This is a genomic window from Bradyrhizobium sp. SPXBL-04 (assembly GCF_051853035.1).
Taxonomy (GTDB): Bacteria; Pseudomonadota; Alphaproteobacteria; order Rhizobiales; family Xanthobacteraceae; genus Bradyrhizobium; species Bradyrhizobium zhanjiangense.
This window is the reverse complement of sequence record NZ_CP182472.1, coordinates 8441572-8458083: the sequence shown is the minus strand read 5'-3', so window position 1 is coordinate 8458083 and position 16512 is coordinate 8441572. Positions and strand designations below refer to the sequence as shown.

The 16512-nt window shown below is 62.4% G+C and carries 14 protein-coding genes; 7 read left to right on the top strand and 7 right to left on the bottom strand.

Annotation, left to right across the window (positions count from 1 at the left end):
• Nucleotides 1–56 precede the first annotated feature (56 nt).
• Entirely contained in the window at nt 57–737 is a 681-nt protein-coding gene (locus ACNJX8_RS40275) for a hypothetical protein (RefSeq protein WP_439359083.1), read from the top strand.
• A 293-nt stretch (nt 738–1030) separates the two neighbouring features.
• Here ACNJX8_RS40275 and ftsZ read toward each other — a convergent pair whose 3' ends face one another.
• The 6 genes from ftsZ to rpmB form a co-directional block, all read right to left on the bottom strand.
• On the bottom strand, nt 1031–2290 hold the full coding sequence (ftsZ, locus tag ACNJX8_RS40270; RefSeq protein ID WP_439359082.1) for a cell division protein FtsZ: 1260 nt from the start codon (nt 2288–2290) through the stop codon (nt 1031–1033).
• A gap of 52 nt (nt 2291–2342) precedes the next feature.
• On the bottom strand, nt 2343–2840 hold the full coding sequence (locus ACNJX8_RS40265; protein ID WP_439359081.1) for a hypothetical protein: 498 nt from the start codon (nt 2838–2840) through the stop codon (nt 2343–2345).
• 96 nt (nt 2841–2936) lie between these two features.
• A complete protein-coding gene (locus ACNJX8_RS40260; protein WP_439359080.1) occupies nt 2937–3146 on the bottom strand; it encodes a phospholipase effector Tle1 domain-containing protein in 210 nt (69 codons plus the stop codon).
• A 66-nt stretch (nt 3147–3212) separates the two neighbouring features.
• Nucleotides 3213–6515 (bottom strand): DEAD/DEAH box helicase, encoded by a 3303-nt coding sequence (locus ACNJX8_RS40255; protein ID WP_439359079.1) that lies wholly within the window; start codon nt 6513–6515, stop codon nt 3213–3215.
• Nucleotides 6508–7302, bottom strand: a complete 795-nt coding sequence (locus ACNJX8_RS40250; RefSeq protein ID WP_439359078.1) for a hypothetical protein — start codon at nt 7300–7302, stop codon at nt 6508–6510. Before ACNJX8_RS40250 ends, ACNJX8_RS40255 begins: the two co-directional genes overlap by 8 nt.
• A gap of 210 nt (nt 7303–7512) precedes the next feature.
• On the bottom strand, nt 7513–7821 hold the full coding sequence (gene rpmB / locus ACNJX8_RS40245) for a 50S ribosomal protein L28 (protein ID WP_091893463.1): 309 nt from the start codon (nt 7819–7821) through the stop codon (nt 7513–7515).
• 552 nt (nt 7822–8373) lie between these two features.
• Between rpmB and ACNJX8_RS40240 the strand changes: the two genes are divergently transcribed.
• The 5 genes from ACNJX8_RS40240 (at nt 8374) to ACNJX8_RS40220 (ending at nt 15178) form a co-directional block, all read left to right on the top strand.
• Nucleotides 8374–9183 (top strand): DUF3108 domain-containing protein, encoded by an 810-nt coding sequence (locus ACNJX8_RS40240; RefSeq protein WP_164939671.1) that lies wholly within the window; start codon nt 8374–8376, stop codon nt 9181–9183.
• Between the two features lie 729 nt (nt 9184–9912).
• Complete coding sequence (locus ACNJX8_RS40235; protein WP_439359077.1) at nt 9913–13272, top strand: helicase-related protein; 3360 nt, start codon at nt 9913–9915, stop codon at nt 13270–13272.
• Between the two features lie 25 nt (nt 13273–13297).
• On the top strand, nt 13298–13549 hold the full coding sequence (locus ACNJX8_RS40230; RefSeq protein ID WP_128946629.1) for an RNA-binding S4 domain-containing protein: 252 nt from the start codon (nt 13298–13300) through the stop codon (nt 13547–13549).
• 132 nt (nt 13550–13681) lie between these two features.
• Complete coding sequence (gene fdxA, locus ACNJX8_RS40225) at nt 13682–14020, top strand: ferredoxin FdxA (RefSeq protein WP_018643465.1); 339 nt, start codon at nt 13682–13684, stop codon at nt 14018–14020.
• A 345-nt stretch (nt 14021–14365) separates the two neighbouring features.
• Nucleotides 14366–15178 (top strand): CarD family transcriptional regulator, encoded by an 813-nt coding sequence (locus tag ACNJX8_RS40220; RefSeq protein ID WP_091893477.1) that lies wholly within the window; start codon nt 14366–14368, stop codon nt 15176–15178.
• 140 nt (nt 15179–15318) lie between these two features.
• Here ACNJX8_RS40220 and ACNJX8_RS40215 read toward each other — a convergent pair whose 3' ends face one another.
• Nucleotides 15319–15690 (bottom strand): winged helix-turn-helix transcriptional regulator, encoded by a 372-nt coding sequence (locus ACNJX8_RS40215; protein ID WP_439359076.1) that lies wholly within the window; start codon nt 15688–15690, stop codon nt 15319–15321.
• 108 nt (nt 15691–15798) lie between these two features.
• Between ACNJX8_RS40215 and ACNJX8_RS40210 the strand changes: the two genes are divergently transcribed.
• Nucleotides 15799–16503, top strand: coding sequence for a glutathione S-transferase family protein (locus ACNJX8_RS40210; RefSeq protein WP_439359074.1), 705 nt, complete (start codon nt 15799–15801; stop codon nt 16501–16503).
• The last annotated feature ends 9 nt before the right edge of the window (nt 16504–16512 follow it).

Sequence of the window (16512 nt, the reverse complement as noted above, 5' to 3'; positions counted from 1 at the left end):
ACATTAACAACTTGTTAACCATGCCGTCGCCTAATGTGGACGAGTGGGGGATCACCATGTCGGCCCATGTGACGCGACCGAAATTGATGCCTGTTTCGGCCGATCCAGCCTTTCGTTCGCTTGCCAGGCTGGCGGTTCGCGCCAAGGCCGTCCTGCAGACCAAAACGGCTGTCGTACGGAGCAAAGCCATGTTTGGAAAGGACGACTTAGTGGACAATCTCAGCCGCGATCTCGATCGCGCGCGCGGAAGACGCGATGCACTCGCATCCGAAGCCACGACCCTGACGGCGCAGATCGCCGAAATTGAAGCCCGTCTTTCCGAGGAGAAGAAAAGGCGGGAGCGTGAGCGCGTCTTGTGCGAGATCGAAGCGATCAAAACGCGAGTCAAGCAAGCCGCCGGCGCGTTCGCACCCGTCGTCGATGGTCTCTCCAAGGCGATCGAGTCGGCTGCGGCAGTCGTGCCCGAGGCACGCGAGCTCAATAGTTTCCTGGTGTCGGTGGCGACCGAAATCGACAGCGTGCTCGATCCCCTGTTGCGCGAACTGGATCAGCGCGCGGATGCGGTGCGAACAGGCCACGTCGCGCTGGACCTGCCGAGTTCGGCCAATGAAGCGCCGCCCATCGAGCTGCCGAAAGATAGCAACGAACGCCTGCTTCGTTTTCCAGCATGGCTGTCTCGCGACAAGGAGACGGACAAGAAGGATTCAGCGGAGAGCCCGCGCAGCACGGCCGCGTGAGCGATCGGCGCGCCGCGCAGCTTAAGAAGCTCGTCTGCAGGTTCCGCAAGCGCAGGGCAATCGCATTTGACGCGAGCGCTTGGGGTGCTGAAGTTTCCACATCGTCATGGCCGGGCTTGTCCCGGCCATCCACGCCTTACCCCGCAGCACAAAGAACGTGGATGCCCGGGACAAGCCCGGGCATGACGACCTCTTGTTGATGCTCATATGCGGTTACCCTCTCCCGCAAGCGGTGGAGCCGCGTAGCAGCGGTCCATGTCCGGTTGGAGACGAGCCCCGACTCCCGCGACCACTCAGTTGGCGGCGCGGCGCAGGAAGGCCGGGATATCGAGAACGGCCTCGTCGGGCGCATTGCGCGCGGCGATGCGGCCGTAGGGATCGAGCGGCCGGTCGGCCGCGTGGCGCGCATGTTCCAGGCTCGGCCTTGCCGGTGGGCCCACGGGGTGGTGCGGCTGCGGGCGGAGCGGCGGGCTTTCGACTTGCGCAAGGGGTGCACTGCGCTCGATGCGATCGGCGATGCGGCGGCCGTCGTTGCGCAGCCTGCCGGCGAGCTGCGTGAGGGCGGTTTCCACCGGTTGCGCCTGCGGTGCCGGGTCGAGATTATCGATACCAGTCGCCACCACCGAGACGCGGACGATGCCTTCGAGGCTGTCGTCAAAGGACGCGCCGACGATGATGTTGGCGTCCGGGTCGGCCTCGTCGCGAATGCGGGTCGCGGCTTCGTCGACCTCGTACAGCATGAGATCCTTGCCGCCGGTGATGGAGATGATGAGGCCACTGGCGCGCTTGATCGAGGGATTCTCGATCAAAGGATTGGAGATCGCGGCCACGGCGGCGGCAAGCACGCGCTTCTCGCCGGAAGCCTCGCCCCGTCCCATCATGGCCTTGCCCTTCTCCTTCATGACGGAGAGAACGTCGGCAAAATCGAGGTTGATCAGGCCTTCCTTGACGATGAGATCGCTGATGCAGGCCACGCCGGAATAAAGCACCTGGTCGGCAAGGGCGAAGGCATCGGCGAATGTGGTCTTGTCGCTGGCCACCCGGAACAGGTTCTGGTTCGGGATGATCAAGAGGGTGTCGACCGTCTTCAGCAACTCCTCGATGCCGGCTTCGGCAAAGCGCATGCGGCGCTGGCCCTCGAAGTAGAACGGCTTGGTGACCACGCCGATGGTGAGAATGCCGAGCTCGCGCGCGGCCCTGGCGACGATGGGAGCCGCCCCGGTGCCGGTGCCGCCGCCCATGCCGGCCGTCACGAACACCATGTGTGCGCCGGTCAATTGATCGCGGATCGTATCGATCGCCTCTTCGGCTGCGGCGCGTCCCAATTCCGGCTGCGAGCCGGCGCCGAGGCCCGCGGTCACCTTTGTGCCGAGCTGGATCAGGTGCCTCGCCTTCGACATGGCCAGCGCCTGCGCGTCGGTATTGGCGACCACGAACTCGACGCCTTGCAGGCCGGCCGTGATCATGTTGTTGACCGCATTGCCGCCGGCGCCGCCGACCCCGAACACGACGATGCGGGCCTTCATTTCGTGGATATCGGTGATGCCAGTCATGCTTCCCTCGTGATTGCTCCGGCATGCCGGGGATGGAGAAAGTTTTCGAGTGCTACCTGCAAGCCGCGCGGTCTGCGTGCACGATCGCAGCGGCCAGATGTCCCAATCGGCGCGCGGCGTATCCTGCGATCGTGCCGCCCGCCCGGCGACCGGTCCGCAAGTCCGCCACTTCGTCTTCCAGTCGTGCCGCCCACGCATTGGCGGCCGTCGTCTCGGCGGCCGCCTGCATCAGCTCGATCGTGAGGCGATCGGCGCGCTCGCGCTCGCGCTCGAAATCGGCCCTTGTGTTGGCTGCCACTGCTTCGAGCCGCGCGACCTCCGCCTTGAACGCCTCGATCTTGAAGGCCTCGATCTTGGCCAGCGAGGCATCGATCGGGTCTGCCCGGCGGCCGCGTCGCGGGCGGGGTGTGTAGCGGAGCTCGGAGAAATCAACGCTCACCAGGGCCTTGCCGTCCTCCGACCGCGAGCGCGGCAACCGGCGGCGTCTCGCCAGCGAACGCGCGGCTTCTCGCGAGATATCGAGGCGGGCACTGAGATCGGCATACGTCAACAACTCAACGCACATCGGCGCTTCTCCTGGAGCGAACCGGGAAGGCATTTCGAGCTAGTGATGGCTGGACGATTGCAGCAGGCTAGGCTGCGTTGGTTAATGGACGGTTAACGCGGGAGGGGCCCTGTTTACGAGTGCCGTCACCGTGCCGACCCCGGGGATCGTAGGGCAGCATCTGCCGCAGCTGCGTCCTTCCGTCTTGCGCAGGCAGCGATAGAGCTTCAGGACGTTGGAGATGTTTTCCGAGGTCCCGTTGCCGGTGCCGTCACAGCAGATGACGAGGTTTCGGCTCGGACTTCGGTGCATGCTCCATGGGATGCGCCTCCGGGTGATGCTACCGGTGCGAGTATAGCGAATAAAAGAACGAGCCAATCACCCGAGAACGTCGCGTATGCTAACGGCGCTTTCAACGCGAACGATCACGTCAGAGAGCGTCTCATTGAGACCAGCCGCCGGCATAAGCTTCGCAAGCCCCTGATACTCACGGTGGATCGCGATTCGATTTGGCCGACGTGAGCGGATCTGTCGTAGAGCCACTTTCTCGGGGCTATCAAGCCCTTCTCTAACTGCAGTTCCTAGGGTGGCTAAATTTATCGGAACGACGAGCTCGGTTGGGAACAGGGCCGTGTAGAGTTGGGCTAATATGCCGTGAAGGTAGGAAAGCTCAGGCACAATACGCAATACAAATTCACGAGCACGCTCGCACTTTCCGATCTTGGCGATTGGTGTCCCTGCGATTTTCTCTAATGTTGCGAGAGTATCACCACTCATCCATGCGGGAAGCATTTGCTCGAAAACAGAGAGGGCAAAAATGCCTCTGTCATCATCGTTCTTGAGGCGCTTGTAGGGGGTCCCAAACATTCCCTCAAGGCTCTCTGGTCGCATCAACTGCGGAATTGAGCTGGGGTTATTGCGCAGCCACGTGAAGAGCCATGTTCTCCAAGCTGCGGTCGTTTGAGGCAATGCGCCCGCGTTTGCGCTGGCGAGTAAGTGATGGACTAAACTCGTCAAAAGGCGAGCCGGTATGCCAGAAGCAGCGGCGATCTCATCAATCCAAGTGTTTGTGATGTCGGGATCGGCATTGCGCAAGCGAATTGCGGCTTCTGTCCGAGTTTTGATCCATTGTGCGTCATGGCTGCGCCGCGCGCGAAATGCCGCAAATGAACGTGAGATGAGATGAGACGCTGGCTCAGCAGGATCAGGCCCGGATCCTTTCGGCAGGCGACTTAGGAGGTATTTTGCCGAAGCAGATATTGGCTCGCTCGCCGCATGCACTTGATCCAAGAGCGCAGCGAAAGGATCATCGATCTGTAAGCACTGATCACTCTGAGAGAAGATCGCTTGCAAATCCGACCAGTGGCTATGAATCTGATTCGTCTTGCTTTGAAAGTCAACGACCTTGCTGGGAACTATCAAGACCAATCCTTGAGAGGCTTCCCCCGCCCGACCCGCTCGACCTGCGGCGTTCAGGAGCTCATGTGCATCCAGTTGCTCGAGCCGATTGGCATCTGGATCAAAACGACTGTCGCCGGCAATTATGACCACCTCGCTAGGCAGGTTCATCCCCTGGGCCAGTGTTGAGGTTGCGACCAACGCGCTAATTCCATCCGAGCGACGAAATAGCTCTTCGTGCAAGTGCCGTTCGGGCGGAATGAGAAGTCCGTGGTGGCATGCGCTAGCATCGAGAAGTGTACCGTCGGGCGCCACACGTATGTAAAGGTGCTCCGCACCTCCCGCTTCTTCCTCTGCAGCTCGATAGAGCGACCGTTCCGTCTCCGTGAGGCGAATTGCCTTATCTCCTGCTGCTTCATTGATTGCATTGCAGGTGCTTTTACAAAGCGGAATTGTCTGTGCAAAAATGAGCGTCTTAAGCCCTGTTGCGCTCGTTGCTGCGCCGATAGCCGCGCTGACTTGATTGCCGTTCGGGGTAAGATACCAAGCTCCATCATAGCGATTGCCGGTGGACAATGTCACTTCTTCCTGCAGAAGCGGGAGCAAAGCATAGTCATTGCGCGCCTTAGAGACCCACGTTTGGCGCAGACAGAAGAAGCCAAATGGTTGCGCTTTGAGGTTCCGCTTGAGTGCGGCGGGTACGCTTTTGTTTTTTACACTTCTTCTCGTCTCGGTGAGCTTCGCACGGAGATCATTCAGCGTTTCTGATGCGTAAACTACACACCCGCGCACTTGGCGAGTGGGCTTCCACTTTATGTCTAACGCTAAACAGGGGCGGCCTGTGATTTCATGCAGCCAATCCGCGATTTCGTGCGTATTCTTCATCATCGCCGACAGAAGCAGAATGTCAGCCGTATCCGCAATCGCGCTCAGATTGAGAAAACAGAGCATCGCATCAATGCTCCGACGACTTGTGTCGATATTACGCGGATGAAGTAGATGGCATTCGTCGAAGACGATGAGACCTACGTCTTCGAAAACGTCCCGACTGAAGCTGAGCATTGCAAGACATCGTTCCGGAGTCAGAACGCTGATGCTTGGAAGTGGCTCGACAACTCCCGGTGAGAAGATCAGCTCTTCCACCAATTCGCGCTGAACTTGGGCTTGGGGAAAGGTCTTGCTCAGCGCGGTAGCCGTTTGGTCTACTAGTGCGAGTGTTGGAACCAAGAAGATTACTTTTACGCCGCGCAGGAGTGACGCAGCTATCTTTAGCTCGGCCAGTTTCGACTTTCCTCCACCGGTAGGAAAGCTAACTGCCGCTGATGTACCCGTTTCTAGATAGCCTTGGGCTATAGCTTCGCGATGGTTACGCCAAACGTATGGTCGATGTTTCGCCATTTGCTTCATTAGATCTTCCCACCGGGACGAGGGAATTCCATCTGGCGGAGGAACAGCGACAAGCGCAGAGGCGGGAAAGTCTCGCGCTACGGCTTGCAGTAGTTTGGCGAGATGGTGAGGCCCGGGGAAAATGTTGTAGGGGGCCTCGCCGTCAAGAGAGACAATTCCTTCGATGCGTTCCTTTGAAAGGGAGACTACGTTCTCGAATATCTGAGAGGCACTTGCTCCAAGTAGGTCTGTTGGCTCGCCGAGCATCTCGCCGGCGAGTGCGTACACACCTCTCAAAATCATGAGGTAAAGAGCATTGGTTCCTACAGTGCCGGCGTCGGCTGAGCCCACCGCCGCCACGGATGGTAGCGTTCGGCTGATAATTGAGCCGAGACGGCCGGTCGCTAGATCAGAAATGGAGCTTAGAAGGCGCGCTTCAATGAGGCTCGCATTTTCCGCAGGTCGAATGCGCTTGGCGATCTCGGCAGCATCCGTGCTTGCTTCAGCAACCAAGAACAACAGAGCGGCGGAGACATCAGGAGAAATGGAGTCAAGCGAAAGATAGCTGGGCCGAGGGCTTTCGAGGGAGCCTGCAAGCTCTGCCAGCATGCAGGCATGATGGGCTGCTCCAGCCACGAAGGCGGCGGCTGAGCGATCCTCTCGCAAAGGGGAGACAGCAACGAAAGCTTCCTCCGCAGAGGCAAGCCGCTTCATGTAAAGGGCGGAGCTGCGGACGCTCTCGGGCAGTTGCTGCCCTGTGCCGACTTGGCGGATTCGAATGCGAGCAGCAACAATTTCGGCGTATACCTCAGTAAATGTCTGAGGAAGGCGCGCAAGGTCCAGCCCTTCCAAGGCAGGGGCTCGGGCAATTACGGCTACTGTGTCCGGATCAAACACTCTCCAATTCCTGCGAGCTTAGGAACGAAATGGCCTTGCCTGCTAACGCCTTCATCCAAGGCCGCAATTTCTCTACGTAAAAGATTTCACCGCGACGTCGTCTCACATCTCCAGCAGCGATGTCATCATACCCTTTGAAGAGCTGCTTCCGTCCCTCGTCGGATGTGAAGTCTTGGCTTCCAACAGTTATGCTGAGACGATAGTGGCGAACTTGCTTCCAGATGATGTTCTCGATCGCCTTGTCAGGGTCAACATCCGGCCGCGTACAAAGTAGTGCACTTACGTCAGCCGTTAATACGTTCTCGCGGTCACCAGATTCGAGAAGTTTAAATTCTGGCCATACTTCGCCTGTGATTGTTTGGCGCGGATTGCTCGTTGCTTTGTCTTCGAAGATTACTGCTGCTGAAACACGGCCGGTGGTCTGATCGACTTCGAGCTGTAAGCCATCGAATCCCTTGTGAGCGAGGATCATGTGCGGCGCTCTTGTGAGTGCTGATGGACTTGCCTGCGTAGCGACGAGCCATGACATCGTCTGAAATATCCAGCCATCGCGGTGCCATGTCTCTGTTCCCTCAGGCACTGTCAGCAATTTGATCGCGGCAGCTCGCGCGGCTTTCGTGCTCGGTGGGGGTGCATTGTTCAAGCCAGCAAGGATCTTAGCGACGTGACGGGACTGACCAAGAGCAACACGAGCAATGCGCTCGGCTAGCTCGGTTTCATCCCGCACTGTCCAGGAACGTCCTTGAAGGAGGCTCCCATCAAGAAAATTCGTGAGCACAATTGGCATTCAGACGAGAGAATATCCTTGGCTGCAAATGGTAGTTGCAGACGACCTTATACTCGATTCCCTCGTTGCTCGACGGAAAAGACGGGATAACCAAACGATCTGGTACCAAAACAAAAACGGCCGGATCTTCCGATCCGGCCGCTACGCAAAACTCTACTGGCTAAGCCTACGCCACGCGACGCAACTTAGCCCCCGCCCAATTCTGAAAACTTAGCTGGCCTTCTTGACCGGCGCGGTGTCGCCGACCTTTTTCTGGATGGCGCGCTTCAGCTCGAGGGCGCGCGGCGAGAGGGCGTCGGTCTTGGCCTTGAGCAGGAAGGCATCGAGGCCGCCATTGTGGTCGACGCTCTTGACCGCGGTGGTGGAGACGCGCAGGCGCACGTTGCGGCCCAGGGCTTCCGAGATGAACGTCACGTTGACGAGGTTCGGCAGGAAGCGGCGCTTGGTCTTGATGTTGGAGTGGCTGACCTTGTGGCCGACGAGGGGGCCCTTGGCCGTCAGTTCGCAGCGGCGAGACATGGCAAAAATCCTTATCCTAAACCCCCAACGAGTTGCGGCCGCCATTCTGGGCGCCACGGGGGCGAATTCTCTGTCCTTGCAGGGAGCGGGCGGACGTATAGGGGGGAAGGGGCGGGTAGTCAAGGATTTGGGGTGGGTTTCGTGCCCGGCCCGGCGGTGGTGCGCTCCCTCTCCCGCTTGCGGGGGAGGGTTGGGGAGGGGGCTCTCTCCGCGCAGGGACAGTCGTTATCACGGGTGGTGCCCCGGCCGGGAGTCCCCAAGAGGAGAGAGCCCTCACCCGCGCTTTGCGCGACCTCTCCCGCAAGCGGGAGAGGTGCCGGAGCCCGCGGCGCCCCAATCACCAAAACGGCAATGATCGGAACGCCTTACCATCACATAAAGGGCGTAATCGCGCCGGAAGAATCCGGTGGAGTTCCGCGTCTGCGCGCCCGGACGCATTGCCTGCCGCCGATTTCGGCTTAAGTAACGCATCGATTGGCGCCCCGATTGGAAAGCTTCGTGCCCACCTCGTCCCCCGTTTCGCCCCGGCGGCGCTCTGCCGGCCAGCTCGCCCTGGCGGCCCTGTGCGGCCTCGCCGTGGCGTGGGCGGCCGAGCCCGTGGCGGCGCAGGGCAAGCTCGAGGCGCAATATGAGGCGACGCTGGCGGGCATTCCCGTCGGCAGGGGCGCCTGGAACATCGACATCCAGGACGACGTGTTCGCGGCCGCGGCCTCCGGCGGCACCACGGGGATTTTGAAATCGTTCACGGGCGGGTCCGGCACCGGCGCCTCGCAGGGCCGCGTCGTCAACGGCGCGCTGGTTGCGACCGGCTACCAAGCCTCCACCACCACCTCGAAGAAGACCGAAGAGATCCGCATCACGCTCGACAAGGGCAATGTGAAGGAGTTCGCGATCCTGCCGGAGCCGCCGGTCGATCCGGACCGCATCGTCGTCACCGAGGCGCATCGCCGCGGCGTCTGGGACCCGATGACGGCCTCGCTGCTGCGCGTGCCCGGCACTGGCGATCCGGTCTCGCCGGAGGCCTGCCACAACGCAGCGCCCGTGTTCGACGGCCGCATGCGCTACGACTTAAAACTCGATTTCAAGCGCATGGAGAGCGTCAAGGCCGAGAAGGGCTATCGTGGCCCGGTCGTGGTCTGCGCGCTCTATTTCGTGCCTGTGGCGGGCTACATCCCCGACCGCCCCGTGATCAAATACCTCGCCGCCCAGCGCAACATCGAGATCGCGTTCGCGCCGGTGGCGGGCACGCGCATCCTGGTCCCGTTCTGGCTGAAAGTGCCGACGCCGCTGGGACCGGCCATGCTGGAAGCCACCAGCTTCATCACCTCCCCCCAGCCGCCGCGCGTGGCGAAGACGCAGTAGCGCCTTCACCCTCCCCTGGAGGGGGAGGGTCGATCGCGCGTAGCGCGAGCGGGGTGGGGTGATCTCTCCGCACGAACAGTACCCGTGGGGAGAGATCACCGCACCCCGTCGCGCATTTCGCTGCGCTCCATGTGCGCCGACCCTCCCCCTCCAGGGGAGGGTAAGAAAGTGTGTGAATTCAATGACATGCTACTGTGCATGGGGTTGTTTTCGCACTTTTTGTTGTGGCAGGCCGGCGAGACGGGAATCCATTTGACTCCCGCCCGATTCTGATTCGACTCCGCGCCATCCCCAATTTTAAGAAACCCGCCACCGAAACCTCGCTTGTGCAGGAGGGCAAAACTCCATCTAGTGCGCAATCAATACGAGTCCCGCGACATGTTGCGTGAACGGAACGGGACTCGAGGGGAGTCAGCGATTCGGCCGCGATTCGTTCTAGAGTCGTTCCGAAGCTTAAGGCCAACGGGAAAAGCGTCGCAAAGTGAGACAGTTGCGCGAGGTTTGGGGAGCTCTCTCTTCTCCCTCTCCCCGTCCTTACGGGGAGAGGGTTGGGGTGAGGGGCTGCATCCGCGAAAACGGTGACAGTTCGACTCGCGGACAGCCCCCTCACTCGTTGCTTCGCGCCGGCCTCTCCCCGCAAGCGGGGCGAGGCGACTTTCAAGCGCTTCGCGCTCCCGCCCCAAAACGGCACTGACATTCGCCCAAATCGCCACTACCTAATCCCTGGATATGGCTTTCTCTCCCTCCCCCTTCGCTTCCGAGCGCGCGCCCGGCGCCGGCGTCACTGCAGTGCTCGGGCCGACCAACACCGGCAAGACCCATCTCGCCATCGAGCGGATGCTGGCGCATCCCTCCGGCATGATCGGGCTGCCGCTGCGCCTGCTTGCGCGCGAGGTCTACAACAAGATCGCCGATCGCGCGGGGCCAGAGAGCGTCGCGCTCGTCACCGGCGAGGAGAAGATCAAGCCGAAGAAGCCGCGCTATTGGGTCTCGACCGTCGAGGCGATGCCGCGCGACCTCGATGTCTCGTTCCTCGCCATCGACGAGGTCCAGATCGCCTCGGACCTCGAACGCGGCCACGTCTTCACCGACCGCATCCTCAACCGCCGCGGCCGCGACGAGACGCTGCTGCTCGGCGCTGCCACGATGCGCCCGATCATCGAGCGGCTGTTGCCGGGCGTGTCCATGATCACGCGGCCGCGCCTGTCGAGCCTCGAATTCGCCGGCGACCGCAAGATCACGCGCCAGCCGCGCCGCACCGCCATCGTCGCGTTCTCGGCCGACGAGGTCTACGCCATCGCCGAGCTGATCCGCCGCCAGCATGGCGGCGCCGCCGTGGTGCTGGGCTCGCTGTCGCCGCGCACGCGCAACGCGCAAGTGGCGATGTTCCAGAACGGCGATGTCGACTATCTCGTCGCCACCGACGCCGTTGGCATGGGCCTCAATCTCGACGTCGACCACGTCGCCTTCGCTTCCGACCGCAAGTTCGACGGCTACCAGTTCCGCAGGCTGACGCCGGCCGAGTTCGCGCAGGTCGCCGGCCGCGCCGGCCGCGCCACGCGCAACGGCACCTTCGGCACCACGGGCCGCTGCGCGCCGTTCGAGCCAGAGCTCGTCAACGCGCTGCAGAACCACACCTTCGATGCCGTGAAGATGCTGCAATGGCGCAACTCGAAGCTGGATTTCTCCTCGCTCGGCGCGCTCCAGGTGTCGTTGAACTTACCTCCGGGGCACGAGGCGCTGACGCGCGCGCCTGTTGCCGAGGACATGCGCGTGCTCGACCACGCCGCCCGCGACGGCGAGGTGCGCGATATCGCGCATGGCAAGGAAGCCGTGGAACGCCTCTGGGAGGCCTGCCAGGTCCCCGATTACCGAAAGCTGTCGCCGGCCGCCCATGCCGAGCTGGTGACGACGCTGTACGGCTTCCTGATGCAGAAGGGATGCGTCCCCGATGCCTGGTTCGCCGCCCAGGTCGACCAGGCCGACCGCATCGACGGCGACATCGACACGCTGTCGGCCCGGATCGCGCAGATTCGCACCTGGACCTTCGTCGCCAACCGCCCGGACTGGCTGAAAGACCCCGAACGCTGGCAGGGGATCGCGCGGGAGGTCGAAAATAAATTATCGGATGCGCTCCATGAACGCTTGACTGAGCGTTTCGTTGATCGCCGGACCAGTGTATTGATGCGCCGCCTGCGGGAGAACACGAGCTTGAATACTGAAATCGGCAAGACCGGCGAAGTCATCGTCGAAGGCCATGTCATCGGCCGCCTCGACGGCTTCACCTTTGCACCGGACGTGGCGGAAGCCGGCTCCGATGCGAAAGCCTTGCAGGCTGCAGCGCAAGCGGTGCTCGCCGGCGAGATCAACACGCGCGCCGAGAAGCTGGGCAACGCGCCGGACGAGCAGTTCGTGCTGACCTCGGAAGGCATGATCCGCTGGACCGGCGATGCCGTGGCGCGGCTGTCTGCCGCCGACGACGTGCTGCATCCGCGCATTCGCATCATCTCCGACGAGCGCCTGACCGGCGGCCCCCGTGAAAAAGTGCAGGCGCGGCTCGAGCTCTGGCTCAAGACGCATATCGAAAAGCTGCTCGGGCCGATGTTCGAGCTGTCGAAGGCCGAGGATGTCACCGGCATCGCCCGCGGCATCGCCTATCAGCTGGTCGAGGCGCTCGGCGTGCTCGAGCGTCCCCGAATCGCGAACGAGCTGAAGGATCTCGATCAGCCCTCGCGCGCGGTCTTGCGCAAATATGGCGTCCGCTTCGGCGCCTATCACATCTATTTCCCCGGCCTGCTCAAGCCCGCCGCGCGCGCGCTCGCCGCGCTGCTCTGGGCGCTGAAGCAGGACAATGTCGATCTCTCCGCGCTCTCGGGCGCGCAGCATCTGGCATCGTCGGGCCGCACCTCGTTCCCGGTCGACAAGCAGCTGCCGCGCGATGCCTATCGTGTGCTCGGCTACAAGCAGGCCGGCGAGCGCGCCGTGCGCGTCGACATTTTGGAGCGGCTTGCCGATCTGATCCGCCCGGCGCTGGCCTGGCGCGAGAATTCGCCCGGCGAAAAGCCCGCCGGCGCATTCGACGGCCGCAGCTTCGTGGTGACGCAGGCGATGACCTCGCTCACGGGATCGGCCGGCGAGGATTTTGCGTCCGTGCTGCGCGCGCTCGGCTATCGCATGGAGAAGCGTCCGCCGCTGCCGCAAAAACCTGTGATGACCGAGACCGTCGCGGCAGAGACGCCGCCCGTCGAGGGCAGCGCGGAGACCTCGACCGAGACCGCGGCCGAGGCCGTTGCGGGTCTGCCCGCGGAGGCATCCACGGATGCCGCCGCTGAACCGGTCACCGTCGAAGACGCGCCCGGCGTGGAACCGCAGGACGAGGCAGCGCCCGCGGAGTCGGCGCTGGAAGCATCGCCCGAGGCTCCCGTCACGCCCGAAGATGCCCCCGGCATCGCGCCGCCGGCGGAAGAGACCGCTGCGCCGGCGGAGGCTGCCGGCCTCGAAGCCGCTGCCGCCGAGACCGCGGCAACGGAAGCTGCCGTGTCGCCCGACGCTGCCGCGCCTGAGGCTGCGGCAGAGCCCGAGCTCGTCGAGGTCTGGCGTCCCGGCGGCCGTCACGAGGACCGCAAGCCGCGCCACGAGCGCCATCGCCATCAGCGTCATCATCATCGCCCGCAGGCGGGTGCAGAAGGCGCCGCGGCCGCGCCGGGCGAAGCAGCGCAGTCAGCCGACGGCGAGAAACGCGGCGAGCGCCATCGTCATGGTGGTCATCGCCGCGATGGGGCTAAGGATTTTCGCAAGCCGCGTGAAGGTGGCGAGGGCGGTGATCGCCGCGAGGATAGGAATCGCAGCTTCCAGGGCAAGGATCGCGACAACAAGGGCAAGTTCGGCGGCGATCGCGACAAGGGTCGCGAGCATCGTGGCCGCGACCGTGACAAGGGCCGCGACCGCCGCGACCGTGAGTCGGGTCCGTCGCTGCGTCCCTATGCCTCCAGCGCGAATCCGCGCGAGCGCGATCGTCCGGTCGATCCGAACTCGCCCTTCGCCAAGCTCGCCGCGCTGAAAGAGCAGCTGTCGGGCCGGAAGGAGTGATCCCACGGCGACCGAGCGGCAGCGCATCGACAAATGGCTGTGGCACGCCCGGGTGGTGAAGGCGCGCACCTCCGCCGCTGAGCTGGTCGTCACCGGCCATGTTCGCGTCAATGGCGCACGCGAGACGTCGCCGGGGCATGCGATCAAGATCGGCGATGTCCTCACCATCGCGCTCGATCGCACCGTGCGCGTCTTGAAGGTCACCGCCTTCAACGAACGCCGTGGCGATGCCGCCTCGGCCCGCGTGCTCTATGAAGAGCTAGTCGAGCGCAATTAATTGCGCTTCGCATTCATTTCTTGGCCGATCAGACGCACACAAGTGTCATGATCGGCTGTTGCCGACCTTGCAGCGCCGGGCCATCCGCGCTACGCAAGCCGCGACTTTTAAAAGAGCTTTTCGGAGCGTTGGATGACTTACGTCGTCACTGAAAACTGCATCAAGTGCAAGTACACCGACTGCGTCGAGGTCTGCCCGGTCGACTGCTTCTACGAGGGTGACAACATGCTCGTCATCCATCCCGACGAGTGCATCGACTGCGGCGTGTGCGAGCCGGAATGCCCCGCCGACGCCATCAAGCCGGACACGGAACCGGGTCTGGAAAAGTGGCTCCAGGTCAACGCCGACTATGCCAAGAGCTGGCCGAACATCACCCAGAAGAAAGAATCACCCGCCGATGCCAAGGAATTCGACGGCATGGAAGGAAAGTTCGAGAAATATTTTTCTCCGAACCCGGGCTCGGGAGACTAATTAGGGCCCAAACTTAACCCTAATAGCGGCGCCGGCGCCGAAAACCAGCCCTCAAGACCCCTAAATCATTGATTTTTGCGGGAAATGTGCTATATTGAGCACATTAAGCCGAACCCCGTCAGCCCCGTTGGCCCCTCTGGGTTCCCGTGAAACCAAATGTCGAACAGGGGCGTGGCAGTTTTCCGCGCGCAGGCTGTGTCACAGAAAACGCGTAAAAAGAGTACTTCAGCGAGGGCTTCCCATAAGGAGGCCAAAAAAGTCGCCGCGGCCAGCCGTAGCGCATCCAAGGGTCGGACCGCGACGAAGGCGCCGGCTGCAAAGTCCTCGAAGAACAAAAGAAGCGCAATGCCTAACAAGACTGCCAAACCGGCCGCGAAAGCGACCGTTGCCAAGCCTGCTGCTGCCAAGGCTCATCCTGCGAAGGCTCACGCTGCCAAGCCCGCCGCGCCGAAGGCTCCCGTTGCTGCTGCTCATGCCAAGGCTCCTGCCGCTGCCAAGCCGGCCGCCAAGCCCGCTGCTGCGCCGAAGGTCGAGGAAAAGAAGGTCGTGACCCAGCGTCAGGGCTTCAAGGCCAACGAATTCGTCGTTTATCCCGCTCACGGCGTCGGCCAGATCCTGGCCATCGAGGAGCAGGAGATCGCCGGTGCCAAGCTCGAACTGTTCGTCATCAATTTCATCAAGGACAAGATGACGCTGCGCGTTCCGACCGCCAAGGTCGCCAATGTCGGCATGCGCAAGCTGTCCGATCCGGCGCTGGTCAAGAAGGCGCTGGAGACGCTCAAGGGCCGCGCCCGCGTCAAGCGCACCATGTGGTCGCGCCGCGCCCAGGAATACGAAGCAAAGATCAATTCGGGCGACATCGTCGCGATCGCGGAAGTCGTGCGCGACCTCTACCGCTCGGAGTCGCAGCCGGAGCAGTCCTACAGCGAACGCCAGCTCTATGAAGCGGCGCTCGATCGTCTCTCCCGGGAGATCGCGGTGGTGCAGCACTCGACCGAGACCGAAGCGGTCAAGGAGATCGAGGCCCAGCTCGCCAAGAGCCCGCGCCGCGCCAACGCCAAGGCGGAAGCCGCCGACGGCGAAGCCGATTCGGATGCCGAGGGCGATACCGACGACACCGATGGCGACGATACCACCGTCGCCGACGAGGCCGCGTAAGCGCCTCGTTGCACGGATCGCAACAGATCGAAAGCCCGGCCATTCGGCCGGGCTTTTCGTTTGGGGCGGAGGCTGTCCTCGTTCGGCGACGTGTCAAATCGGGCAGGTGATCGATTGGGACCGCTCGATCCCGACCAGGATCAAATCCGCGGCGCGTTTCGTGACGAGCCGATCCCGGTCTCGCGGCCTTCTTCGCCGGCCACCGGCGCAACCGTCGACCACCAGCCACCCAAGGCATCGATCAACGGCACGAGCGTGTGACCGGCGGATGTCAGGTCATACTCGACCCGCAGCGGATAACCGTCGAATTCGGTGCGGGTGACGATACCGGCGTCCTCCAGCTTGCGAAGCTCGAGGGCCAGCATTCTGTGCGAGATGGTCGGATTGTCCCGGCGCAAGTCGCTGAAGCGCTTGGTGCCCTGCTTCAAATAGTAGATCAGAAGCGTAGGCCAGCGACCGCTCAGAATCTGCATCACTTCCTCGATGGGGCATCTCGAAACGAGATCTTTCATCGGTCGACTCCAGGTTACAAAAAAGTTCGTAATTTACTTGGCGCAGCGAGTGGCTAGGGTCCGGCACCGCTGCGCAGCGTGATCATCAGAAATCACGGAGAATGGATCATGGACCCAATTCTAATCTACGGCTTCCCGATGGGAAGCTCCATGGGACTCGTTGCGGCGCTCGAATGGCTGGGCAAGCCATATCGGCTGTGTCGCGTCGATATGCTGGGCGAGATGCGAAGCCCATCATACGCCCGAATCAATCCGCGACATGAGACGCCCGCGTTCATCACGGACGAAGGCGCGGTGCTGACCGAAACAATGGCGATCGCGGCCTGGCTCGAAGCCAGGGACGTCGAACGGCGCATCAGCTTCGATCCGCTGTCGCGGCAAGCCGACCGAATGCATCAGCTCATGGCGTTCGTGAATACGGGCTTTACCGCGGCCTTCGCGCCGCTCTGGGCCGCAATGGAAGGTGAAGCCATGGAGCCCGCAATGAAGTCGGCCCTGCGGGATTTTGGCAGAAGGAAGGTGATCGAGCGCCACGACAAGTTCGAAGAATTGATCGAAGGGACGCGCTTCTTGCTCGGCGACAGGCCGACGCTGGCCGACGCGTTGCTGACAGGCGTGGCGCGCTGGCTCGACTTCCACGCCGTCGCGGAGCGGAGCCGCTGGCCAAAGCTGGCGGCGCTGCGAGAACGCCTCGAAGCTGATCCTGCCGTCGTCTACGGCACCGCCTTGGAGGACGGAGTCTCCGATCCGGGAGCAGGTTTCTGCGCAGGCCATTGCGCGCTAGCCGATATCATTGCGCGGTTCGGCAAATAGACGCTACGA